Source organism: Deltaproteobacteria bacterium (assembly GCA_029210625.1).
Classification (GTDB): domain Bacteria; phylum Myxococcota; class Myxococcia; order SLRQ01; family SLRQ01; genus JARGFU01.
Window position 1 is genome coordinate 99,412 of the sequence record JARGFU010000006.1, and the last position, 24,059, is coordinate 123,470.

The window sequence follows — 24,059 nt, forward strand, 5'->3', positions numbered from 1 at the left end:
ACGATGGCAGGCTCTGGTTTCCGCTTCTCGATTCGCTACAAGGTGGTGGCGCTGGTCACGGCCGTCCTGCTCGTGACCCTCGGCACCTACCTGGCGCTCGCCACCGAGCTCTACCGTCGGGACAAGACCGCCTACATCTTCGAGCTCTCCTCCGCGATCACGGCCACCGTGGCCCAGGAGCTCGGCTCGAACCTCGAGTTCCTCGGGGAGCAGGTCGTGCAGGTGGGCGAGCGGGCGCTGGCCGCGCCGGACGAGGCGGCCGCCGACGCCCAGCTGGAGGCCTTCCTCGCCGAGGAGACCGACTTCGTCGCCATCCGCCTGATGCGCCCGGACGGGGCCGGGAAGCTCGAGCTCGTCGCCAGCCGGATGCAGGCGGAGCGCCTCCAGGACATGAGCATCGAGCCGGCCGATCTCGAGGCCGACCGGACCCTGCGCTCCATCCCCTTCGCCGATCTGGAGAGCCTCGGGCTCTGGTTGGAGAACGCCAGCATCCCTCCCGACGCGGCGCTGCTGCGCATGGCCGTCTCGGTGCCGGGCCCGGAGCCCGGAGCTCCACCCCGGGCCTTCCTCATCGCCGAGCTCCGCCAGGAGCGCTTCCTTAGGGTGCTGGGGCAGTCGAGCGCGCAGACCACCTACGTGGTGGGGGGAGACGGCGTCGTGCTGGCCCACCCCTCCACCGAGCGGGTCGTGGGCCGCGCCAACCTCGGTGATCGACCCATCGTGCGAGCCGCGCTCGAGGATGCCTTCGAGAAGGGGGTCCGCACCTTCGACGCCGAGGGGGAGTCCTACCTCGGGGCCTTCGCGGCCATCACCCGCTTCCCCGGGGTGGTCGTGGCGGAGACGCCGGCCAGCACGGCGATGGTGGCGGCGCGGCGCCTGATGTGGTCCTCCCTCGCCTTCGGCCTGGCGCTGATCCTGCTGGCGCTGATCCTCTCGGTGATCTTCTCCCGGCGGCTCACCGCGCCCCTGCGGGAGCTCGAGGTGTTGACCGGAGCCATCGGCGAGGGTGACTTCGACATCGAGGTGAAGGCTCAGCGGAACGACGAGATCGGCAGCCTCGCCCGGGCCTTCGGCACCATGACCGAGGCACTGAAGGTGACCCAGAGCCAGCTGGTGCAGTCGGAGAAGATGGCGGCCTTCGGTCAGCTCGGCGCGGGCGTCACCCACGAGGTGAAGAACCCGCTCTCCGGCGTCCTCGGCTACATCCAGATGGCTCGGGAGGGCGCCAAGGGGGACGCCTCCCAGTCCGAGATCCTCGAGCGCGCCGAGGTCTCCGTGCGGCGCTGCGTGAAGATCCTCGACAACTTCCTGCGCTTCGCCCGGACCGACACCGAGGAGCAGGTCCAGACCGACCTGCGCCAGGCGGTGGAGGAGGGCTGCTCGCTGGCCCGCCACCAGCTCGAGATGCAGCGCGTGCAGCTCGAGACCCACCTGGGCGACGAGCCGGTCCCGGCGCTCCTCTCCGGTGGACAGATCCAGCAGGTGATCCTGAACCTCCTGATCAACGCCATGCACGCCATGCCCGGAGGCGGCAAGGTCGATGTCTCGGTCGTCCGGGACGAGACCCGGGCCCGGATCCTGGTCGCGGACAACGGCCCCGGGATCCCTCCGGAGGCGCAGGGCCGGATCTTCGAGCCCTTCTTCACCACCAAGCCCGCGGGCGAGGGCACGGGGCTGGGGCTGGCCGTGAGCTACGGGATCGTCCAGTCCCACCGGGGGGAGATCCGCTTCCAGACCTCCGGTGCGGGGACGACCTTCACGATCGAGCTCCCCCTGGCCGGGGCCGCCTAGGGGGCCTCCGGATCCTCCGGGGCGGGGTCGAAGGACTGCTGGAGGTAGGGCGGCGACGGGTGGCCGAAGAGGTAGCCATGGAGGAGGTGGCAACCGAGCTCCAGGACCGTGTCACGCTCCTCCGCGGTCTCGACCCCCTCGGCGATCACCTGCATCCCCTCGCCGTGGGCGTAGTCGAGGATGTGGCGAAGCAGGCGAGCCTTGCCGCTGTCCTGGTTGATGCCGCGCACCAGGCTCATGTCGATCTTCACGAAGTCGGGCCGGAGGGCGGCGAGGGTGCTCAGCCCGGCGTACCCTGCGCCGAGATCGTCCAGCGCGATCCGGAAGCCCGCCTCCCGCAGCCGGGCCAGCACCGAGCGGAGGTGCTCGTGGTCCCGGAGGGCGACGGTCTCGGTGATCTCGTAGACGATCCGGTGGGCGTGGGGGCGGGCGCGGGAGTCCGCGTCGTGGAGCAGCTCGTCGTTCACCTCCATCGGGTGGAGGTTGACGAAGAGCAGCGACTCCTCGGGCAGCTCCTCGATCGGGAGGATGGCCCGCTCGCGCATCACCCGGCCCAGCTCGATCAACCGGCCGGTGAGCTGGGCGGTCTGGAGGAGCTGCACCGGGGAGGGGAAGACCGGGTGGGTGGGGCGACAGAGCGCCTCGTAGGCGAAGACCCGCTGCGAGGGGAGGTCGATGATCGGCTGGTAGAGGTAGTCGAGGCTCTGGTCGTGGAGGGTCTCTCCCAGGGCGGTCGCGTGACGGGCGACCACCCGGTGGCCTCGCTCCCCGCCCTCCTCCTCGCTCCGGATGGACTCGGAGTAGGCCATGACCCGGTTCCGGCCGGTGCGCTTCGCGGCGTAGAGGCTGGCGTCGGCGCAGGAGATCAGCTCGAGGTGGTCGCTGCCGTCGTCGGGGTAGGCCGAGACCCCGATGGAGACCGTCAACCGCTCCGGGGCGAGCCCGAAGTCGACCGCCTCCACGACCTTGCGCAGCTGCTCGGCCTTCAGGGTGGCGCCGTCCTTGCCGGTGCTCGGCAGCACCAGGGCGAACTCGTCCCCTCCGTAGCGGGCGGCGATGTCCTCCTTGCGCAGCCGGAAGCTCGAGTCCTTCTCCTGATGCTCTCCCCGGAGGATGGCCGAGAGCTTCTTGAGCACCTCGTCCCCGAAGAGGTGTCCCCGGGAGTCGTTGATCCCCTTGAAGTCGTCGACGTCGAGGAAGAGGATCGCGAACTCGAGGTGGTGCCGGGTGGAGCGGTTGAGCTCACGCACCACCGAGTCGTGGAAGAAGGCGTGGTTGTAGAGGGTGGTCAGCGGGTCCCGGATCACCAGGGACTCCAGCAGGGCGTTCTTGTCCTGCAGGTCCTCGAGGATGGCTCGGTTCGCGCGGCGCAGGCCCTGCAGCTCGAGCACCCGCCGCAGCCGCCGCCGGACGGTCTCGACCTCGTCGAAGGGCTTGAGCAGGAAGTCGGCCACCCCCAGCTGGATGGCCCGGACGGTGCTGTCCACGTTGGCGTAGGCCGACATCAGCACGACCTCGCAGTCGTGCTGCAGCTCTCCCATCTCCCGGGCGAGCTCGAGCCCGTTGCCGTCCGGGAGGTTCATGTCCGTCATGAGCAGGTCGCAAGGGTTTCCGCGGGCCAGCTCGCGCGCCTCCTCGAGGCGCTCCGCGCAGGCCACATGGAAGCCCTCCCGCTCCAGGAAGAACTTCAGGAACTCCCGGACGGTGCTGTCGTCGTCCACCACGAGGACATCGAGGCCCTCACCGAGGCGCCGCTCGGTCCCGCCGGTGGAATCTCCTGCTGCCACGGTTGGAAGATTATCCCACGCAGGGCAGGAGGCTCAGGAACTTTTGCCGAGCAGGCCCTCGGCCTCGAGCAGCTCGATGCACTTCTGCACGCAGGCCTCGAGGCTGTCCTTGGAGGCGTCGAGGGTCAGCTCGGCCTTCGGCGGGGCCTCGTAGGGGTCGTCGATCCCGGTGAAGCCCTTGAGCTCACCAGCCCGGGCCTTCTTGTAGAGACCCTTCGGGTCGCGCTCCTCGCAGACCTCGATCGGGGTGTCCACGTAGACCTCGATGAACTTCAGGCCCGCCTCCTCGTGGAGCGCGCGGGCGGCGTCCCGGTCGGAGGTGTAGGGGGAGATGAAGCTCGTCAGGGCGATCTGCCCCGAGTCGGCGACCAGCTTGGCCACCTCGCCGATCCGGCGGATGTTCTCGGCCCGATCCTCGGCGGAGAAGCCCAGGTTCTTGTTGAGGCCGAAGCGGATGTTGTCGCCGTCCATGCGGTAGGAGGGCACGCCCTGCTGCACCAGGACCTGCTCGAGGGCCGAGGCGATCGTGCTCTTGCCCGAGGCCGAGAGGCCGGTGAACCACATGGTGCCGCCCTTGTGGCCGAGCGCCTCCCAGCGCTCGTCGCGGGTGAGGTTGCCTTCGTGCCAGTGAATGTTCGTCGCCTTGACCTCGGACACTTTGATCGCTCCTTGAAGCAGGTTCTCTCGGAGAAAAAAGGAGCGGCTTTGGTACCCGCGCCGGGCGCCGGCGTCCAGTTCCGGTGCAAAGAAGCACGCCTACTCGTCGGGATCCGGCCGCGAGCCCGGGCGCTGGCTGGCCCGGTGGATGCTGCCCCGACCGAAGCGGCCGGTGATGGCGTCGACCGCCCGGTCGAGGGCCTGGCGCTTCCGGTGGGCCCCGTCCTCGAAGAGGTCGGCCTGCGCCGGCTGGCCCGCGGGGACGAGATCGAAGGCGGCGATCCCCACCAGCCGCATGGGCTCGGAGAGGTCGAAGGCGGGCAGGAGGCCCACCGCGATGGCGTAGATCTCGTCGGCGGAGTCGAGGCCCTCCTCCCGCTGCACCTGCCGGGTGACGATCCGGTGGCGCCGGGTCTTGAGCTTGGCCCGCACCCCGTGGGCGACCAGCCCGGCCCGCCGCAGCCGGCGGGCGATGCGGTCGGCGGACGCGAGCAGGTGGGGCTTGATCTCCTCGGCCCCGAGCACGTCTCGATCGAGGGTGGCCTCGGCGCCGATGCTCTTCGCCTCGTGGTCGCCCACCACTGGCCGGGGATCGTCCGCCCGGGAGAGGGCCGCGATGTGACGCCCCAGGGAGCCCAGCGCCCGCTCGAGGCGCGCGGGATCCGCCGAGCGGACCTCACCGATCGTCGAGAGGCCCAGCGCCTCGATCCGCTGCCGGGCCGCCGGGCCGACGCCCCAGAGCCGGGAGAGGGGGAGGGGGGCGAGGAAGCGCACGCTCTCCTCCGGAGGCACCACCGTGAGGCCGTCGGGCTTGTCGAAGTCGCTCGCCACCTTCGCCACGTACTTGCAGCCGGCGGCACCCACCGAGACGGTCAGGCCCCCGGTCGCGGCCTTCACCGCGGCCTTCAGGGCGAGCCCCATCTCGCGCGGTGTCCCGAAGAGGCGCTCGGCGCCGCTCATGTCGAGGAAGGCCTCGTCGAGGGAGAGGGCCTCCACCGTCGGAGAGAAGTCGTGGAAGACCTCCATCACCTGGCGGGAGACCTCGGCGTAGCGCGCGTGGCGCGGCGGGACGATGAGGGCCTGGGGGCAGCGGCGCCGGGCCTCCACCATCGGCATGGCGCTGCCCACCCCGAAGGGGCGCGCCTCGTAGGAGGCCGTGGTCACCACACCCCGGTCGCTCGGCGAGCCGATGAGCAGGGGCTTGCCCCGCAGGGAGGGATCGTCGAGCTGCTCCACGGCCGCGAAGAAGGCGTCCATGTCGGCGTGGAGGATGATCCGGGGCCAGGGCTCGCTCACGGCGCGGGGGGGGCGGGCAGCACCCTCCCGAGGGGGAAGCGCTGGCGGTAGCCGAGGTAGAGGCCGGTGCTGAACTCGGGCTTCAGGCTGCGCAGGTCGAAGTAGGGCTCGGCCCGCAGGGAGAGGAAGAGCCCCTGGCCCAGCTCCAGATCGTTGGTGAGGCGCAGCAGGAGCAGCTCCCGCAAGGGCTCGGCCTCGAGGGTCGGGTTGACCCGGCGGGAGACCGAGGAGAAGAGGGCGCCCCCCATCGGGTTGATGAAGCGGTCGCCCCGGAAGTAGGCGAGCTCGATCCAGCCGAGGTGCCGCAGCTTCACCGCCGCGTTCAGGTAGAGGGCCCAGCCCCGCTCGAAGAGGCGCTCCAGGGAGTAGGAGAGGTCCGAGTAGCCCAGCAGGTGGTGCTCGGTGCGCAGGGCCTCGACGAAGCCCTTGGTCTCCAGCACCCCGCGCAGGCCCACCCCTCCGTTCAGGGTCGTGGAGAGCTGGAGGGGGGAGGCGTCGATCGTGCCCCCCAGGTGGATGGCCGTGCCCTGCACCGGCAGCTCCAGCCGGCCGGACGCGCCCTTCAGGAGGACGGTGATCGTCGAGAGCCCGATGCGGGTCTCCTCCTGGAAGGGATCGTGGGGCCGGATGAGGGTGACCCAGTCGATCCAGAGATCCGAGAAGAAGCGCGGGTGTTCGTAGCGCAGCTGCACGCCCGTCTCGAGGGGGCGGGTGAGGTGCAGCTCGTAGTCGAAGAGGGGCTCGATCAGGCGGTGGGTGAGGTGACCCTCCAGGCTTCCGAAGATCAGCTCGAGCCCCCCGAAGCGCAGCTTCGCCCGCAGGTAGGGCTCGAGGCGCGGCCGCTCGGTGTCGCCGAAGAGGTGCCAGAGGAGGGCGCCGGCCTCCAGCCGGGCGAAGGCCGCCGGCCGCAGGGCCAGGGCGGCCCGGAGGTGCTGGCCGAAGAGGGTCGTCCCGTCGGCGATGGCGTTGCGGTACTCGTTGTCCTCGAGGAAGCCGAGGTAGGCGAGGTCCAGCCCGAGGTGCCCCCCGGGGAGGTCCTCGACCTCCGACCGGTCCCAGAAGATCCGCTGCTCGTCGTCGGCGAGGAGCGGGCCGCTCCCGAGGAGGGCGAGGGCCACGAGGGCCGCGCGGAGCGTCCTTGCCATGGGGGAGATTGTGCTGCAGAAACGGCGGCCGGTGAAAGCATTGGTCACAGCGCTGCTGGTGCTCCTGATTCCCACGGTCGCGGCCGGGGACTCACTGAACACGACCGTTCCCGTCACCGTCCCCGTCGCCGTCACCGTCTTCTCCACGGGATCCATCGTAGGCGACGGGTCTGACGGAAAGGACGGGAACGGGGACGGTGACGGGGACGGGAACGGCGCGCTGGAGGTCGAGCCGGCAGCGCCGTCGGCGGCCCCCGCCGGGGCCCTCACCGCTCCGGCACTGCGCCCCGCCAACCCCTGGGCCGTCGGCGGCCTCACCGCCGGCCTCGGCGCGGTGGTCATCCTCTCCGGCTACCTCTCCTGGTGGGACGACGGCGAGTTCGTGCCCTTCACCTGGCAGAAGACCGGCTGGTTCGGCCCCGATGCGCCCCTCGGCGGCGGCGACAAGAAGGGCCACTTCTTCAGCTTCTACACGATGACCCGCGCGACCGCGCAGTTCTACCGCTGGGTGCGGGTCTCGGACGGCTGGGCGCGCTTCGCCGGCGCCACCTTCGCCTTCGCGCTGGGAGCGATGATCGAGACCGTCGACGGCTTCACCCACTACGGCTTCGAGTTCCACGACGTCATCGCCAACGTCACGGGCATCGCCGTGGCCTCCCTGCTGGAGTGGGACGAGCGCCTCGACCGCCTCCTCGGGGTGAGGATGGGCTTCGTGCCCTCGAAGTACTTCCCCGAGCAGATCAAGCGGCTGGAGACCATGAACGACTACTCGGGCATGAGCCTCCACCTCGACCTGCGCCTGGCGGGGCTGGCGGGCTACGGCCTCGACCCCGGCTACGCCCGCTACCTCACCGTCGGCCTCACCTACGGTACCCGCGACTACGGTCCCGACGGTCCCGACAAGCGGCGCAACCTCGGGGTCTTCGTCGGCCTCAACCTCCCCGAGCTCCTCGACGCGACCCTCGGGCGCGGCAAGCCCGGGGTCGAGGTCCTGCGGACCTTCACCCGCTACTACGCCGTGCCGCTCACCGAGGTCGGCCTGCAGCACGATCTCGACGGCACCGGGCAGTATCTCAACTTCGGGGTGCCCAACCGGCTGGAGGTCCACCTGAATGGCGACTAGCTCCCTGGCGGCGCTGCTCCTGATCGCGCTCGGCGGCGCGGCGGCTCCGGCCGAGGCGCCCGCCGAGGCCTTCGCTCTCCACCTCCTCCCCCGCACCCTGATCTACCGCTCCTACGCCGCCGGCCCCCGGGAGCCGCGGATGAGCAGCACGCCCTTCCACGTCCGGACCGACGCGGGCTCCGGCTGGCTCTGGGACTCGACCCTGGGGGCCCGCCTCCCGGTCTTCCGCTACGGCTCGGCCGACCGGGAGGGTGCGCAGCCCCTGGGCTGGCAGGTGGACGTCGAGGGCGCGGCCTTCGTCCGGCTCGACGCCGAGCTGCGCCGGGACCTGGTCTCGGCGGACTTCCGCGCTGGCGTGCCCATCACCTACGGCGCCCCGACCTGGCAGGTGAAGGTGGCCTACTACCACCTGATCTCCCATCTCGGTGACGAGTTCATCGACGCCAATCCGGGGGTGCCTCACAAGCTCTACGGGCGTGACGCCGCCGTGCTCGGGGGGGCCTGGCAGCCCCGACCCGGGCTGCGCGTCTACGCCGAGGTGGCGTACTCGCTGCAGAACGGTCGGGACAACGGCCCCCTCGAGCTGCAGGGTGGGATCGATTGGGTGCTTTCACCCCTCGCGCTCGGCCCCGGGGTGCCCCTCCTGGCGATCAACCTCCACGCCCGTCAGGACACCAGCTGGGGAGGAGCGGTGGCCGGCCTGGCCGGCTACCGGCTGCCGGTCTCACCGGATGGACCCTCCCTGACGGTCGGCCTGCACGCCTACGCCGGCCGCAGTAACCACTCGCAATTCTTCGATGTTTTCGAGCGACAGCTGGGCCTCGGGCTCTTCTACGACTTCTGATTTTTTGCACCCCAGCCAACCGTGCCACCGGCTCGGATCCGCCTTATGGTGAGGCCTCGAATCTGCTCTTCAACGTGGTGCGTCATCCCCTTTCAGGAGGTTAATTCATGTCCTTGCAGCAAACGCTTCAGCAGAAGATCGAAGGTTGGCGTCCCCGGACCACCAGGCTCCTGAAGGAGCATGGGGACACCAAGCTCTCCGAGGTCACCATCGGCCAGGCCATCGGCGGGGCCCGGGGCGTCAAGTGCCTCGTCACCGACATCTCCTACCTCGATCCCAACGAGGGCATCCGCTTCCGCGGCATGACCATCCCGGAGACCCTCGAGGCCCTGCCCAAGTACCCGGGCAGCGACATGCCCTACGTCGAGGGGCACCTCTGGCTCCTCCTCACCGGTGAGGTCCCCACCGAGGCCGAGGTCAAGGGGCTGGCCGCCGATCTGAAGTCCCGCGCCCAGGTGCCGCAGTACGTCTTCGACGTTCTGCGCGCCATGCCCCGGGACACCCACCCGATGACGATGTTCTCGACCGCCGTGCTCGCGATGCAGCGCGAGTCGGTCTACGCCAAGGCCTACAACAAGGGCCTGGGCAAGATGGACCACTGGCAGCCGACCCTCGAGGACGTGCTGAACCTGCTGGCCAAGCTGCCGGAGATCGGCGCCTACATCTACCGGATGAAGTACCGGAACGACACGCCGATCGCCCCGAACCCCGAGCTCGACTTCGGTGGCAACTTCGCCCACATGATGGGCTTCGAGAAGCCCTACGACGACGTGGCCCGGATGTACTTCATCCTCCACTCGGACCACGAGAGCGGCAACGTCAGCGCCCACACCGGCCACCTGATCGCCAGCGCCCTCTCCGACGTCTACTACGCCTCCTCCGGCATGCTGAACGGCCTCGCCGGTCCGCTCCACGGCCTCGCCAACGAGCAGGTCCTCAAGTGGATCCAGGAGGTCATGGCGAAGATGGACGGCAAGCTCCCCTCCGAGGAGGAGATGAAGCAGTTCGTCTGGGACACCCTGAACTCCGGTCAGGTCATCCCCGGCTACGGCCACGCGGTGCTGCGCAAGACCGACCCCCGCTACACCGAGCAGCGGAAGTTCTGCGAGAAGCACCTCCCCGAGGATCCGATCTTCAAGTTCGTCGACCTTCTCTACAAGGTCACGCCGCCCATCCTCGAGGAGCACGGCAAGGCCAAGAACCCCTGGCCGAACGTCGACGCTCAGTCCGGCGTGATCCAGTGGCACTACGGCCTGCAGGAGTACGAGTACTACACCGTCCTCTTCGGCATCGGCCGCGCCCTCGGCGTCCTCGCCAACATCGTCTGGGATCGTGCCCTCGGCTATCCGATCGAGCGGCCGAAGTCCCTCACCACGGCGATGCTCGAGGAGATCGCGGGGATCGCCAAGTAGCGGCCGGTCGTTCCCCATTGCGTGATACCGACGGGCGCCCCATCTTCCGGGCGCCCGTCGTGTATGGGGTCCGGGGCGGGAGGGGCTTTCGCCGATGACGCCAATCGAGATCGACTACCAGGAAGGGCAGAAGCGGCAGGTCGCCGAGATCAAGTTCCTGATCCACGACCTGCGCGTCGAGCGCTTCATCAACAACATCATCCACTTCCATGTCACCCTCAACACCGACCTGGAGATCTACGGCGTCGAGCAGGCCCACGCCTTCCACACCGACGATCTGGACAACCTGAAGCAGTACGCCGCCGCGATCCGCCGGGCCTTCCGCGACTACTCGAACGCGGTGACGAACTTCTCGCCGGACAAGACGATCATCGTCACCGGCCGCCGCTACATCGAGACGGTGCGGAAGATCTGCGATCTGATCCTCAACCCCCTCTGGGGCCGCTTCGATCGCACCCTGACCTTCCTGCCCGACGACTCTCGCTCGGTCCTGGCCCGGCACCACTACCGGAACAACATCCGCTGGATGTGCGGGGTCTACTACCGGATCGACTACTTCCTGCAGGAGCTCGACGACCACGACATCGTGGAGGTCTTCGACATCGGCAGCGACATCATCCACTACACGAACAACATCATCTACGGGTACATCGTCGAGAAGGGACACAGCCGGGTCGAGATCCAGATCGAGAAGGAGGGGCCGGCGGTGGTGCGGGGAAACCGCAACCGCTTCCGGCGCATGTACTTCAACCTGATCATGAACGCGGTCGACGCCCTCGAGGGCCTCCCGGTGGGCATGATCCGGGTGAAGGTCTCCGCCGACGGTGAGCGGGCGACCCTGGCGGTCAGCGACAACGGCAGCGGGATGTACCCCGAGAAGATCAAGAACCTGCTGCGCGAACGCGAGACCCTCGACGGCGAGCTGCGCTCTCTCGGCTTCGTCTTCGTCCGGCAGACGGTGACCGACTTCGGGGGCGAGCTGAAGGTCGACAGCGAGATCGACAAGGGCACGACCATCAGCGTGATCGTCCCCTACCTGCCGGATCACGAGCCGCCGCCCCAGAAGCAGTCGAAGTGCCAGCAGTACGCGGTCATGCCCTTCCAGGACCTCGTGGACGGGAGGCCGGGCGTCGCGATCATCGATCGCGAGCAGCGCGCGGAGGCCCGGGAGGCCACTACCTACCCGGCGGCGGGCGAGCCCGCGCCGACACTCCAGACGCCGGCTCCCCCGGCGGCCTCCGAGGCGCCCCCCGAGGCGGCCCCCGAGGCGCCGACCCGGCGGGCGCAGATCGAGGACGCCCCCCTCGACTGGAACCCCAAGGACCACCAGGAGAACTGCGGGCGGATCCTCTGGAACGACTACGAGCGCTCCCTCGCGCCCTACCCGGGCTGCGTCTTCGCCATCGGGGTCACCTACGAGCAGCGGATCGACTGCTTCGCTCACCGGCCCTACGAGCAGCACTGGAACATCAGCCACGAAGACCTCAGCCCGATGCTCTACGACGCCACCATCCGGGGCCGGCTCGAGGAGAACGAGGAGAAGCGGGTCGAGCTGATCCTCAAGGAGCCCCACAGCGTGGCCTCCTACTTCGATCTCAAGGAGATCGAGGAGGGGCGCAGCGCCTTGCGCTTCGTGGAGATGATCCACGACGAGTACATCCTCATCGCCCGCAAGCTGATCGCCACCGGGCTGCCCGGCGACCTCGTCACCCACCTCACCGGGGTGTCGAAGTTCCTCCCCGAGGCCGAGATCGCCCTCGGCCCCGCGCCCTTCCTGCTGCGGGCCATCGCCGCCATGCCCCTCTCCACCGAGCTGCCCGACGCCTCCTCCTGAATACCGGCACGCACCTTGCTGTCTGTAGGGGGCATGAAGGCGAAACCCCCGGGAATCGGACACAGGACGCACGCCGAGGGCGATCGGGTTGTCCGGAAGCGTGCGCGAGATTCACACTCCGCTGCGAGCTGGGGGGTGGGCAGATGTGGGTGGGCGCTGCTCTCCGGCGTTCTCCTCCTGCTGCCGGGCGCGCTGCGGGCCGAGTCGGTCCCGGTCTTCGGTCCCGGCGAGACCCTGATCTACGACATCAGCTACGGGCCGATCTCGGGAGGCAAGGCGCGCATCCTCGTGGGCGCCGACACCGGGGTCGCCGACCGGGAGGTCTGGCCGATCGTGGTGCAGGCGCGGACCTCCGAGGGCGTCGGGCGGCTCTTCGCGGTACAGGACCGGATGGTCACCCTCTTCGATCCCTTGGAGGAGATCACGCTCGGCTACGACTTCCATGCCCGGGAGGGCGGCAAGCGGCGCTCGACCCGCGCCCGGATGGACCGGGAGCGCGGCAAGGCGCACGTGGTCGAGCGCTCGGAGAGCGAGCCGGAGCGTCGACGCACCTACGAGGTGGGGCCCACCTGCCACGACCTGACCTCGGCCGTCTTCTGGCTTCGCGGCCGGCCCCTCGAGGTGGGGGATCGGGAGAAGGTGCGGATCTTCACCGGCGCCCGGACCTGGGATCTCCACGGCGTGGTCGAGGCGCGAGAGACCCTGCGAACGGCCCGGGGCGAGCAGGCCACAGTGCGGGTGCGCTTCCGCACCCACCGGCGCGGCAAGCTGGTGAAGGACCGGGACATCACCCTCTGGTTCAGCGACGACGAGCGGCACGTGCCGGTGAAGATCCACGCCGAGGTCTTCCTGGGCGCGGTCCACGCCGAGCTCCAGAGCTACGCGCCGGGCCTGGCCCGCTAGACCTAGCTGCGGCGGCGGGGCTTGCCGGGCGTGGGCACCACGATCTCGTCCTCCTCCTCGCGGGGGCGCACCGGCTGGGCCGCGATGTGAGGGGTGGTGTCGTGCTTGATCTGGCGGGCGGTGGCGCGCGCGCTCGAGAGGGCGCGCCTCCTCGCCGGCCCCACCGCCAGGGCGGCCTTCAGCCTCGCGGCCAGGGCGGGACGGAAGATGGCGGCGTGGACCTCGATGTCCCCGAGCCCCGTGCTGCTCGAGGTGGTCGAGAGCAGGGCGTCCGCACGATCGACGACGAGCTCCTCGACGGCGAGGGCCGTCTCCTGGATCGTCGAGACCGGCATCCGGTCCGGGCAGCGCAGGTGGATGAGGGCCGCGGTGGCCCGGGGATCCCGCAGCTCGGGCAGGGCGCCCTTGGGGGGGCGCAGGAGGACCGTGCCCTTGTTGTCCGCCCCGACTCGCCAGAAGACGAGGCGCCCGGTGGTCGGCCGGGAGAGGAGGTCGGCGAGGGCCAGCGGGCTCACGCGGTTGACGCTCCCGCCGAGCATCAGGGAGCCCCCGAAGCAGCGAAGGAAGCGGCGCAGCCCGGTGTGGGGGCCGCCGTCGACCTCGATCACGGTGGTGCCCAGCTCCCCCGAGAGGTGATCGGGGCGCGGCGTCTCCTTCTCGGCCTTCTGCCCCGTGGCGCGAGAGGAGAGCATCACCGAGACCGGGCCGGGCGGCCGGGAGGGGATGCCCACCAGGGTCAGCCCGGGGCGCCGCTGCTGCACGCGTTCGATGTGCTCGGCGAGGGGCTCGAGGTCTTCCTGGTCCAGGCTCGCGCACCAGAGCAGGGTCACGTGGATCCCCGCGTCGTTCGGGGGGAGCAGGCGCGAGAGGTGGGCGGCCTCTCGCACCGCGCTGACCGGGAGGCCGTAGACCCGCGCGACGGCGCGTGCCGTCCCCGCCACTCGCTCCGGTCCAACGACTTGCGCCTCGATCAAGCGATCCCCTCCCAGTCGTCCCTTCATATCAGACCGATCGGGTAGGAGAAGGGCCTTCCGTGAGGGGCGCCGGAGGACCCCGGGAGGGGCCTCGCGCGGTGGATCGCGGGCAGGCCCGGCCCGTGGTAGATCGGCGCCGGACCATCCGGCGCGCGCCAGAGCCCGCCGGCCAGCGTGAGGCCAGCCATGAACGGAAAGAGAAGGTTCCTCGTCACCGGCGCCGTGGGCCAGATCGGCTCCGAGCTCACCCATGCCCTGCGCAGGCACTACGGCGCCGAGCAGGTGGTCGCCACCGACATCCGCCTCCCCACCGATCCGGCCCTGCGGGACGCCGGGCCCTTCGAGTTCCTCGACTGCCTCGACCCGAACCACATCACCCGGGTCATGCAGCGCTACGAGACCGACGTCATCTACCACCTCGGGGCGATCCTCTCCGCCATCGGAGAGCTCAAGCCCGGCCAGGCCTGGCAGATCAACGTCGAGGGCACCTACAACATGCTCGAGGCGGCCCGGCAGTATGGCTGCGCCATCTTCTTCCCCTCGTCCATCGGCGCCTTCGGCCCCGAGACCCCCCGGGACGACACGCCTCAGGTCACCATCCAGCGCCCGAACACGATGTACGGGGTGACCAAGGTCACCGGCGAGCTGCTCTGCGACTACTACCACCAGCGCTTCGACGTCGACGTGCGGGGCCTGCGCTTCCCCGGCCTGATCTCACACGAGACCGAGCCTGGCGGCGGCACCACCGACTACGCCGTCGACATCTACCGGCAGGCGGTCGAGCACGCGGGCTACATCTCCTACCTGGGGCCCGACACGCGCCTGCCCATGATGTACATGCCGGACGCCATCCGGGCGATGATCGAGCTGATGGAGGCCGATCCCGCGCGCCTCGTGCACCGGAACGCCTACAACCTGGCGGCCATGAGCTTCACCCCGGAGGAGGTCGCGGCCGAGATCGCGAAGCACATCCCCTCCTTCGAGATCCGCTACCGGATCGACCCCACCCGCCAGGCGATCGCCGACTCCTGGCCGCGCTCCATCGACGACTCCGCCGCCCGGGCCGAGTGGGGGTGGAAGCCGCGCTACGACCTCACCTCCATGACCGAGGAGATGCTGCGCTCGCTGCAGGCAAACCTCGAGCACTCCCAGAGCTGAAAGGAAGCGACATGAGCCTCGAGAGATTCGAGAAACTCCTCGACCAGGAAGTGAAGGCGATCCGGGAGGCCGGCACCGCCAAGGGAGACGAGACGGTCATCGCCGGCGTGCTGAAGGCCGAGGGGGAGCGCGGTCCCCGCTACCTGCTCGAGGGGCAGGGGGAGAAGCCCTTCATCCGGATGAACGCCAACTCCTATCTCGGCCTCGCCCTCGAGCCCGAGATCATCGAGGCGGAGGAGCAGGCGGCCCGATCCTTCGGCGTGGGCCCGGGCGCGGTGCGGTTCATCAGCGGCAGCTTCACGCCGCACCTGGCGCTCGAGGCGCGGCTGGCTGCCTTCCACGGCCGCGAGGCCGCGATGATCACCTCTTCGGCCTACACCTCGACGCTGGGCGTGGTCAGCACGCTGACCACCCCGGAGACGATGATCATCTCCGACGAGCTCAACCACAACTGCATCATCAACGCGATGAAGCTCGCCCGCCCGAAGGGCAAGAAGATCTATCCCCACAACGATGTGGCGGCCCTCGCGGCGGCCCTCGAGGAGAGCGTCGGGCAGGCCGACGCCGCGATGGTCATCACCGACGGGGTCTTCTCGATGCGGGGCGACTACGCGCCCCTGAAGGAGATCCGAGACCTGTGCACCCGCTTCGACGAGAAGTTCGAGCGGGGTGTGGTCCTGGTGATCGACGACTCCCACGGGGTGGGCGCCTACGGGGCGACCGGGCGAGGCACCGAGGAGATCACCGGCAGTGGTCCGGTGGAGATCCTGATCGCGACCCTCGGCAAGGCCCTCGGGGTGAACGGCGGCTACTTCGTCTCCTCGCAGTCCGTGATCGACTTCATGCGGGAGAAGAACCCCTTCTACATCTACACCAACCCGATCACGCCCTCGGAGGCCTCCGCCGCCCTCGCCGGCCTCGAGCTCCTCGACTCCGAGGCCGGCGTGAAGCGCCTGGAGCACCTCTCGGCCCTCACCGAGCGCTTCTCGCGGGGGCTGGTCGAGGCCGGGCACGAGACCATCGACAGCCCGCACCCGGTGACGCCGCTGGTGGTGCGCGACACCGCCCGGACCAACGCCCTGGTGAAGCACCTCTTCGAGCAGGGGGTGCTGGCCACGGGGCTGGCCTACCCGGTGGTGCCGCGGGGCGACGATCTCATCCGCTTCCAGCTCTGCGCCGACCACACCGAGGCCGACGTCGACGCGGTGCTCGCGGCCATCCGGGCCTTCGAGGGCTAGGCGGATGGGCCGGGGGGTCCTTCTGGTTCTCGTCCTCTCCGCGTCCTGCGGGGAGCCCGGGGTGCCGGTGAACGTGAGCGGGACCGCCTTCGGCTTCGGGGGCGGCGGCCGCATCGAGGGCGCCACGGTCGGGGTCGTGGAGTTCCCCGATCTCTCGACCCTCACCGACGAGCAGGGGGAGTGGGGCTTCGCCGGGCAGCTGCGCAGCGGGGACGAGGTGACCTTCACCCTGGAGGGGGAGGGGCGGCCGCCGATCCAGACGGCCACCTTCGTGCTCGGCGAGGAGGGGCTGGAGCAGGTCAGCTTCCAGTCGCCCGACGACTTCATGTACGAGCTGCTCTCCGACATGGTCTCCCTCGAGCCGGATCCGGAGCGCTGCCAGATCGCCAGCACCGTGACTCGCCAGGGCTACACCCTCTTCGCCTGGTCGGGTGAGACGCACGGTGAGCCGGAGGCGACGGTGAGCATCGAGCCCGCGCTGCCCTTCACCAGCGGGCCGATCTACTTCGACCTGGCCAGCGCCGGGGTCATCTGGCCGGATCCGGACCTGACCCGGACCACCGACGACGGTGGGGTGCTCTTCCTGGACGTGCCCGAGGGCGAATACCGCCTGGAGGCCCACAAGGCTGGCGCGACCTTCCGCGAGGTGAAGATCAAGTGCCGGGCCGGGTGGGTGGCCAACGCCGCGCCCCCCTGGGGCCTGCAGGCCCTCGAGGGTGGCGTCGGGCCGCGCTTGGAGTAAGAAACGCACCCGTGCAGACCCCGCTGATCACCAACGACGCCGTCGTCCTGGGGATCCTCGTGGTGATCCTGGCCCTGATCTTCTGGACCAGCACCAGCGAGCGCCCCGGATGGAAGCGCTTCTACCGCTTCGTCCCGGCGCTCCTACTCTGCTACTTCGTGCCCGGCCTGCTGGGCACGGTCGGGATCATCAGCGGCGAGCACTCGCAGCTCTACTTCGTGGCCTCACGCTACCTCCTGCCCGCGGCGCTGGTCCTGCTCACCCTGAGCCTCGATTTGCCGGCCATCCGCCGCCTCGGTGGCAAGATCCTCTTGATGTTCCTCACCGGCACCGTGGGGATCGTCGTCGGGGGACCGCTGGCGATCCTGATCGTCTCGGCCTTCTCGCCCGAGACGGTGGGGGGCGCCGGCCCCGAGGCCGTCTGGCGGGGCATGGCCACCCTGGCGGGCTCCTGGATCGGCGGCGGCGCGAACCAGGCGGCCATGAAGGAGGTCTTCGAGGTCGGCGACGAGATCTTCAGCGCCTGGATCGCCGTGGACGTCCTGGTGGCCAACGTCTGGATGGCCTTTCTCCTCTTCGGGGCGGGCATCTCCAGGCAGATCGATCGGCGCACCGGGGCCGACGACTCGGCCATCGAGGCCCTGCGGGAGAAGGTCGAGGCCTACCAGGCCCGGCACGCGCGCATCCCCTCGACCACGGACCTCTTCGCCATCCTCGGAGTGGGGCTGGGGATCACCGCCCTCGCCCACGTCGGCGCCGACTGGCTGGCCCCCACCTTCGAGGCGAACTGGCCCATCCTCCAGCGCTTCAGCCTCACCTCGGGCTTCTTCTGGCTGATCGTGATCGCCACCGCCCTCGGGATCGTCGCCTCCCTCACCCGCCTGCGCGAGCTCGAGGGGGCGGGGGCCTCCCGCGTGGGCTCGGTGCTCCTCTACGTCCTCGTCGCCACCATCGGCATGAAGATGAACCTGATGGCCATCTTCGACCGGCCTGGCCTCTTCCTGGTGGGCTTCATCTGGATCGCCATCCACGCCGGCCTGATGCTGGGCGTCGGCTACCTGATCAAGGCCCCCTTCTTCTTCGTCGCGGTGGGCAGCCAGGCCAACATCGGCGGCGCCGCCTCGGCGCCGGTGGTCGCCTCGGCCTTCCATCCGGTCCTCGCCCCGGTGGGCGTGATGATGGCCGTCCTCGGCTATGCCCTGGGCACCTACGCCGCCTGGATCTGCGGGCTGATCATGCAGGCGGTGGCGCCGTGAGCGAAGGCAAGCGCTACATCACCCGGGGTGGCTTCCGGAGGCTGGAGCGGGAGTACGAGCAGCTCTGGAAGGTGGAGCGGCCGAAGATCGTCGAGGAGGTCGCGACCGCGGCCGCTCATGGCGATCGGTCGGAGAACGCCGAGTACAAGTACGGCAAGCGCAAGCTGCGGGAGATCGACCGCCGGATCCGCTACCTCTCGCGCCTCCTCGATCGTCTGACGATCGTCGAGCCGGAGGAGAGCCAGGCGGGGCGGGTCTTCTTCGGGGCCCGGGTCACCGTCGAGGACGAGGAGGGCGAGGAGCACCGCTACCGCATCGTCGGACCCGACGAGACCGACAGCGCGAAGGGTGACATCAGCATCGAGTCGCCCATCGCCCGGGCCCTGCTGCGCAAGGCGGTGGACGACGAGGTGCTCGTCCACACGCCCCGCGGCCAGCGAGAGCTGACCATCCTGGCGATCGACTACGACCTCTAGATCACCAGCAGCTCGAGGGTGAGGCGCGCCTTCGCGTTCTCCACCTTCACTCCCGTCCGCAGCCCCTTCATCTTCGGGGCCAGGCAGCGGCCGAGCACCTCGTCGCCGCCGAGGACCTTCACCCCGCTGACCTTTCCCTCGGCGTCGAAGGAGAGCTCCACCTCGATCGCCTTGCCCTTGGCGAAGCAGGCGCGGGCGAGCCCGCCGAAGTGCTTCTCCAGGGCCTCGATGATCCCCAGAGGAGTGGAGAGGAGGGTGGCGGAGTGGCCGGTGACCAGGAGGGTGGGGCCGTCGCGGTCACCGATGGGCCGGGCGGCGACCTTCTCGGTCTTGCCGCTCTTGCCCTCGTGGACCTCGATCATCCGCTGCCGCTGCTCTCCGAGGGCCCGCGCCCGCTCTCCGGTGAGCAGGGTCTGGTAGGTGGTGCGGGTGCGCTCGGTCTCGGGGCGCGAGGCGGGCATCGGCGGGCTCCCGCCGCTCCAGCTCCCTCCGCTGGCAGAGCTCGTCTCGCCGCTGCCGCCCTTGATGACCTGGATCATCCGCGAGCGCTTGGTCCCCAGGGCCCGGGTGCGCTCGCCGGTGATCAGGGTCTGGAGGGTGGCCCGGCTGCGCTCGCCGCCGGCGTAGCGCCGGGGGGCCGTCACCGTCGGGGTCCCGCCGTTGGGCGCGGCGGCCACGGCCTGGTTCGGGACGCCGGCGGGCAGGGGGCCGGGCTGGTGGACCGTGGTGCTGCTCCCACCCGGGTTCACCACCGCCGAGTCGACGGCCAGGAAGGAGGTGTACTGGGTGAGCAGACGGTGGGAGAGCCCGAGCTGCGTGATCATTTGGACCAGCTCCGGGGCGTCACCGGCCATGGCGAGCTCGTCCGAGAGGAGGGAGATCCACTTTCGCGCCCAGAGGTGCCGCAGGGGGGCGTTCGCCTCGCTGGGCCGGGAGTCCTCCACTCGCACGACCTGCCGGTGGAGGCCGTCGGCGTTCCAGCCCTCGAGGGTGATGGTCCCCTCGGCCTCGCCCTTGTACATGCCGAAGAGGATCAGGGGCCGCCGGGCCATCAGATCGGGCAGCTTGCCCGGGGCGACCTCGACGGCGCGGAAGTCCTCGAAGCCGTAGCCGATCCGGGAGAAGACGGGATCCTGGACGTACTCGGCGAGGTGCTCCGCGACGCCGCCGGCCGCGGAGGGCTCGAGGACCACGAAGGGCTCGCCCTGGCCCGCGCGGGCGAGGCCCTCGATGAGGGCGCGGTTCACCGAGCTCCCGATGCCGAAGGCGAAGAGGTTCGCCTCGTCCAGGTGCTCCCGGACCCACTTGAAGGACTGGGTCTCCACGTTCACGTAGCCGTCGGTGACCACGATGACGCTCCGGGAGACGGCCTCCCGGGGCCGCGGGGCCTCGTAGGCGGCGCGCAGGCCGTCCATGAGCTGGGTGCCACCGCCGCCCCGCTGATCGTCGACCAGCGCGAGGGCCTCCTCGATGTTCTCCTCGCTCGCCGGGATCGAGCCCTCCTCGCTCATCGTCCACGAGCCGCCCGAGAAGAAGGTGATGTTGAAGTAGTCGGACTCCTTCAGCTGGCCGAGGAGGCGCGCCATCAGGCTCTTGGCGGTGTCCAGGGGGAAGCCCTGCATCGAGCCGGAGACGTCCAGGAGGAAGACGAACTCGCGGGGGGTGAGCTCCTCGGGCCGGGGGCGCGCCGGCGGCTCCACCATGAGCAGGAAGTACTTCTCGCTCTCGTTCTCGGGATCCTCGTAGAGGAGGAGGCCGCTCTCGATCTGGTCCCCGGCGAGGCGGTAGCGCAGCACGAAGTCCCGGTCTCCGCCGCCGGACTTCGCCAGATCGACGATGGCGCTCTCGGGGGAGGGGCGCCGGACGTGCAGCTCGTGGGTCGGGGAGTCGAGCGCCTTGATCGGGATGGCCGACTCGAGGCGGACCTCGAGATCGTAGCGGTAGGGCTCCGGCTGGCCGGCGGGCAGGTGGGCGCCCCCGGCGAAGGCCTCCGCCGACTCCCGGTCGCCGCCGGTGAAGCGGGGGCCGACCACCGCGGGGTAGACGAACTCGTAGTCTCCCTCCCGCGGGACGAGCAGCTCGGTGTAGTCGAGCTCGACCTCGACGCGGTCGCCCGGCATCAGGTTCGCGACGCGCATGGTGAAGACGTTGGGCCGCTCCTGCTCGAGCAGGCTGGCCCGCTTGCCCTCGGCCCGGGCCTCCTCGTACTGCTGCCGCGCCTCGGCCTTCTCGTTGATCCGGGCCTCGACCCTCCGGTCTCCGATCGTCATGCGCATCCCGTGCACGGCGGCGCGGGTGGAGCCCGGGAAGACGTAGACCGCATCGATCGGCCAGCCTCCGTCGTTCTCGAAGACCTGCTGGACCTTCACCTGAGCGATGACGCCGACGATCCGGACCTCGGCGGAGACCTCCCGCAGGGGCAGGCGCTCGGCGGCGGCGCCGCTCCCCTCGGCTCGCAGATAGGGTGCCAGGGTCCGATCCTCGGCGGCGCCGGCCGCCGCTCCGGCCCGGTCCGGGAAGGTGCCCCGGGAGGAGCCCAGGCGGGCGCCGCTCCTGGACAGGGCGAGGGAGGGTGAGAGGCGAGCCAGGCCGGCGTGGGCCTCGGGGGTGAGGCCGAGCAGCAGGGCGGCGAGCAGGGCGGGGGCGATCGTGCGGTGCATGGGTTCCTCCTCCAGCACGTTCGAGGATGAACCCAGGCTACGCGCGCGATCGGCGCGCCGTCTGTCAACGCTCTGTAACGGGTGGGAACCCGCGCCCTAGACCCGGATCACCATCAGCCCGAGGACCAGCTTGGCGCCCTTGGTGGCCTTGGCGACCGTGAAGCCCTTGAGCTTCGCCGTCAGGCACTGGCCGAGGGCCTGATCGCCGCCCACGACCTTCACCGCCACGATCTTGCCGCCGGCGCCGAAGGTGAGCTCGAGCTGGACCTTGGTGCCCTTGCTCCCGCAGGCCGCGGTGAGGGAGGCCAGCTTCTTCTCCAGCGCGGCCACGACCGGCTTCGGATCGGAGAGGCCGGTGGGGGAGGCCTTGCTGACCAGGAAGCGCGCGGCGCCGCCCCGGCCCTCGAGGGCGTCCTCCCGCTCGCGGCTGGCGTGGCTCTCCTTCTTGACCGCCATGCCTCCGCGCCCGCTGGCCATGCCACCCCCGAGGGTGCCCAGGGAGGGCGCGGGGCTCGGCGGCGGCGCCATGGACGGGGCCGGGCTGGAGGGCATGGCCATCTCCTCGGCCGCGGCCCGCGAGCGCGAGGGGGCCCGCCGCATGGCGCTGCTCGGCGCGACGCTCAGGCTCTTGGTCTGGGCCACCGCGGCGTTGGAGACGCCCTCGGGCATGGGGAGGGCCTGGCGGACCGCCTCGCCCTCGCCGCCCTTGTTCACCACCTCGGAGTCCACCGCCACGAAGGAGGTGTAGTCGGTGAGCAGGTTGTAGGAGAGGCCCAGGTCGGTGATGACGTCGACCAGCTCCTGGTGCCCGTTGGCCATGATCAGCTCGTCCGACATGAAGGAGACCCACTTGCGGGCCCAGAGGTAGCGGATCGGGGCGTTCACCGCCTCGGCCCGGAAGTCGTCGACCTTCACCTTCATGGTGACGGGCCCCTCGCCGGTGTGCCCCTTCACGGTGATGGTGCCGCTGGCCTCACCCTCGTACTTGCCGAAGAGCACCAGGGGGCGCCGGGCCATCAGGTCCGGCAGCTTCATCGGAGCGACCTCCTTCGCCTGGAAGCCGTCGAAGCTGTAGCTGATCTTCGAGAGCACGGGCTCGCGGATGTACTCCCCGAGGCGCTCGGCCACGCCGGCGGCCTTGTCCGGCCCGAAGACGATGAAGGGCTCACCCTGGCCCGCCCGGGCCAGGCCCTCGATCAGGGCGCGGTTCACCGAGGTGCCGATGCCGAAGGAGAAGACGTTGGCCTCGTCGAGGTGCTCCCGCACCCACTTGAAGGCCTGGCTCTCCACCATCACGTAGCCGTCGGTGACCACGATGACGCTGCGGGAGAGGCCCTCGTGCGGCCGGGGGGCCGCGTAGGCGGTGCGCAGGCCGTCCATCAGGCGGGTGCCGCCGCCGCCCATGCGCTGGTCCACCAGGGCGGTGGCCGCGGCGATGTTCGCATCGGTGGCCGGCAGGCTGCCCTCGCTGCTCATCATCCAGGAGCTGCCCGAGAAGAAGGCGACGTTGAAGTAGTCGTCGACCCGCAGCTGGCCCAGCAGCTTCCTCATCAGCTGCTTGGCGGTGTTCAGGGGGTAGCCCCGCATCGAGCCGGAGACGTCGAGGAGGAAGACGTACTCCCGGTTGGGGATGGCCTTGGGCTTCGGCCGCTGCGGCGGCTCGAGCATCATCAGGAAGAACTTCTCGCCCTCGTGCTCGTAGAGGAGCAGCCCCGTCTCGATCTCGTTGCCGGCGAGGCGGTAGCGAAGGACGAAGTCCTTGTTGCCGCCACCGGACTTCGCCAGCTCCACCACCGCGCTCTGGGGGGAGGGGTTCTTCACCCGGATCTCGTGCGAGGGGCTCTTCACCTCCTTGAGGGGGATGCCGGTCTCGAGGCGGACGTCGATGCCGAACTTGTAGGGCTCGGGCTTGCCGGCGGGCAGGTGCGGGTTGTTCGCCCAGGTCTCCTTCGAACCGCCGGTGAAGCGCGGACCGACGACGCTCGGGTAGACGAACTCGTAGAGGCCGTCCTCGGGCAGGAGCAGCTCGGAGTAGTCGAGCTCGACCTCGATCCGGTCGCCCGGCATCAGGTTCGCCACGTTCATGGTGAAGACGTTGGGGCGGTTCTGCTCGAGGAGGCTGGCCCGCTTACCCTCGCGCTTGGCCTGCTCGTACTGCGCCCGGGCCTCGGCCTTCTTCTCGATCTTGGCCTCGACCGTCCGGTCACCGATGCGCATCCGCATGCCGTGCACCGCGGCCCGGGTGGAGCCCGGGAAGACGTAGATCGCCTCGATGGGCTTCTTCCCGTCGTTCTCGAAGACCTGCCGCACCTTCGCCTGGGCGATGACCCCGGCGATGTGCACGTCGGCGGAGGTCTCCTTCAGGGGCAGGCGGTCGGTGCGGGGATCACCTCCGGACACGTAGAGGTAGGGCGCCAGGGTCCGATCCTCGCCGAAGTCGATGCGGTCGGTGGGCTTCCGCGGGAAGCTGGCCCAGCCCGCTCCGACCTTGGCGCCGGCCGACTCCAGGGCCGCCGAGGGGCTCAGGGAGGTCTTGGCGTTGGCGGGCAGGACCAGGGTGCACAGGGAGAGGGCGACGAGCCAGGAGAGATCGCGCAGGCGCGGCATGGCTTGCTCCATTTCGCTTTGGGGGCTTGGGATCGGGGCAAGACGGGCCAGCAGGCCGCCCCCCGGCGCAGCTCATCCTACGACCGAAGGGCCCCTCGCCTCCATCCCGGGCGGGGCAGGGTCTCACTCACCCTCTCTTCGACGTACGAGCGGCCG

The 24,059-nt window shown here is 70.1% G+C and carries 18 protein-coding genes; 11 read left to right on the forward strand and 7 right to left on the reverse strand.

The features are described from left to right. Window positions 1–3: 3 nt before the first annotated feature. Window positions 4–1,791 carry an ATP-binding protein gene (locus P1V51_07320; GenBank protein MDF1562836.1) on the forward strand — a complete coding sequence of 596 codons (1,788 nt, stop codon included), beginning with the start codon at window positions 4–6 and terminating at the stop codon, window positions 1,789–1,791. On the opposite strand, the gene P1V51_07325 is transcribed toward P1V51_07320, so the two are convergent. The 4 genes from P1V51_07325 to P1V51_07340 all read right to left on the reverse strand — a co-directional run bounded on the left by P1V51_07325 (window position 1,788) and on the right by P1V51_07340 (window position 6,676). Then, window positions 1,788–3,578, reverse strand: a complete 1,791-nt coding sequence (locus tag P1V51_07325) for an EAL domain-containing protein (protein MDF1562837.1) — start codon at window positions 3,576–3,578, stop codon at window positions 1,788–1,790. The genes P1V51_07320 and P1V51_07325 overlap by 4 nt on opposite strands. 33 nt (window positions 3,579–3,611) lie before the next feature. Then, on the reverse strand, window positions 3,612–4,235 hold the full coding sequence (gene cysC / locus P1V51_07330) for an adenylyl-sulfate kinase (GenBank protein MDF1562838.1): 624 nt from the start codon (window positions 4,233–4,235) through the stop codon (window positions 3,612–3,614). A 99-nt stretch (window positions 4,236–4,334) separates the two neighbouring features. Beyond that, the gene (gene dinB, locus P1V51_07335; protein ID MDF1562839.1) at window positions 4,335–5,531 is read right to left on the reverse strand and encodes a DNA polymerase IV; all 1,197 of its coding nucleotides are present in this window, start codon (window positions 5,529–5,531) and stop codon (window positions 4,335–4,337) included. Beyond that, the gene (locus tag P1V51_07340) at window positions 5,528–6,676 is read right to left on the reverse strand and encodes a hypothetical protein (protein ID MDF1562840.1); all 1,149 of its coding nucleotides are present in this window, start codon (window positions 6,674–6,676) and stop codon (window positions 5,528–5,530) included. The genes dinB and P1V51_07340 overlap by 4 nt, the downstream gene beginning before the upstream one ends. 31 nt (window positions 6,677–6,707) lie before the next feature. Between P1V51_07340 and P1V51_07345 the strand changes: the two genes are divergently transcribed. From P1V51_07345 to P1V51_07365, 5 genes are all read left to right on the forward strand, one after another. Then, window positions 6,708–7,799, forward strand: coding sequence for a DUF2279 domain-containing protein (locus tag P1V51_07345; GenBank protein ID MDF1562841.1), 1,092 nt, complete (start codon window positions 6,708–6,710; stop codon window positions 7,797–7,799). Next, on the forward strand, window positions 7,789–8,643 hold the full coding sequence (locus P1V51_07350; GenBank protein MDF1562842.1) for a DUF1207 domain-containing protein: 855 nt from the start codon (window positions 7,789–7,791) through the stop codon (window positions 8,641–8,643). Before P1V51_07345 ends, P1V51_07350 begins: the two co-directional genes overlap by 11 nt. Before the next feature lie 107 nt (window positions 8,644–8,750). Beyond that, on the forward strand, window positions 8,751–10,055 hold the full coding sequence (locus P1V51_07355) for a citrate (Si)-synthase (GenBank protein ID MDF1562843.1): 1,305 nt from the start codon (window positions 8,751–8,753) through the stop codon (window positions 10,053–10,055). A gap of 94 nt (window positions 10,056–10,149) precedes the next feature. Continuing rightward, window positions 10,150–11,889, forward strand: coding sequence for an ATP-binding protein (locus P1V51_07360; protein ID MDF1562844.1), 1,740 nt, complete (start codon window positions 10,150–10,152; stop codon window positions 11,887–11,889). 135 nt (window positions 11,890–12,024) lie between these two features. After that, window positions 12,025–12,792 carry a DUF3108 domain-containing protein gene (locus tag P1V51_07365; protein ID MDF1562845.1) on the forward strand — a complete coding sequence of 256 codons (768 nt, stop codon included), beginning with the start codon at window positions 12,025–12,027 and terminating at the stop codon, window positions 12,790–12,792. Window positions 12,793–12,794: 2 nt separating this feature from the next. On the opposite strand, the gene P1V51_07370 is transcribed toward P1V51_07365, so the two are convergent. After that, window positions 12,795–13,733 (reverse strand): hypothetical protein, encoded by a 939-nt coding sequence (locus P1V51_07370; GenBank protein MDF1562846.1) that lies wholly within the window; start codon window positions 13,731–13,733, stop codon window positions 12,795–12,797. Between the two features lie 219 nt (window positions 13,734–13,952). Between P1V51_07370 and P1V51_07375 the strand changes: the two genes are divergently transcribed. The 5 genes from P1V51_07375 to greB are packed head-to-tail and all read left to right on the forward strand — an operon-like array spanning window position 13,953 to window position 18,636. Then, on the forward strand, window positions 13,953–14,924 hold the full coding sequence (locus P1V51_07375) for an NAD-dependent epimerase/dehydratase family protein (protein ID MDF1562847.1): 972 nt from the start codon (window positions 13,953–13,955) through the stop codon (window positions 14,922–14,924). Between the two features lie 11 nt (window positions 14,925–14,935). Next, window positions 14,936–16,162: an aminotransferase class I/II-fold pyridoxal phosphate-dependent enzyme gene (locus P1V51_07380; GenBank protein ID MDF1562848.1), complete on the forward strand. Its 1,227-nt coding sequence runs from the start codon at window positions 14,936–14,938 to the stop codon at window positions 16,160–16,162. Between the two features lie 4 nt (window positions 16,163–16,166). Continuing rightward, on the forward strand, window positions 16,167–16,904 hold the full coding sequence (locus P1V51_07385; GenBank protein MDF1562849.1) for a hypothetical protein: 738 nt from the start codon (window positions 16,167–16,169) through the stop codon (window positions 16,902–16,904). Between the two features lie 11 nt (window positions 16,905–16,915). Further along, entirely contained in the window at window positions 16,916–18,160 is a 1,245-nt protein-coding gene (locus P1V51_07390; GenBank protein MDF1562850.1) for a DUF819 family protein, read from the forward strand. Beyond that, on the forward strand, window positions 18,157–18,636 hold the full coding sequence (greB, locus tag P1V51_07395; GenBank protein ID MDF1562851.1) for a transcription elongation factor GreB: 480 nt from the start codon (window positions 18,157–18,159) through the stop codon (window positions 18,634–18,636). Before P1V51_07390 ends, greB begins: the two co-directional genes overlap by 4 nt. On the opposite strand, the gene P1V51_07400 is transcribed toward greB, so the two are convergent. After that, window positions 18,633–21,296 carry a VIT domain-containing protein gene (locus P1V51_07400; GenBank protein ID MDF1562852.1) on the reverse strand — a complete coding sequence of 888 codons (2,664 nt, stop codon included), beginning with the start codon at window positions 21,294–21,296 and terminating at the stop codon, window positions 18,633–18,635. The genes greB and P1V51_07400 overlap by 4 nt on opposite strands. A gap of 96 nt (window positions 21,297–21,392) precedes the next feature. Beyond that, window positions 21,393–23,903, reverse strand: a complete 2,511-nt coding sequence (locus P1V51_07405; GenBank protein MDF1562853.1) for a VIT domain-containing protein — start codon at window positions 23,901–23,903, stop codon at window positions 21,393–21,395. Window positions 23,904–24,059: the final 156 nt, after the last annotated feature.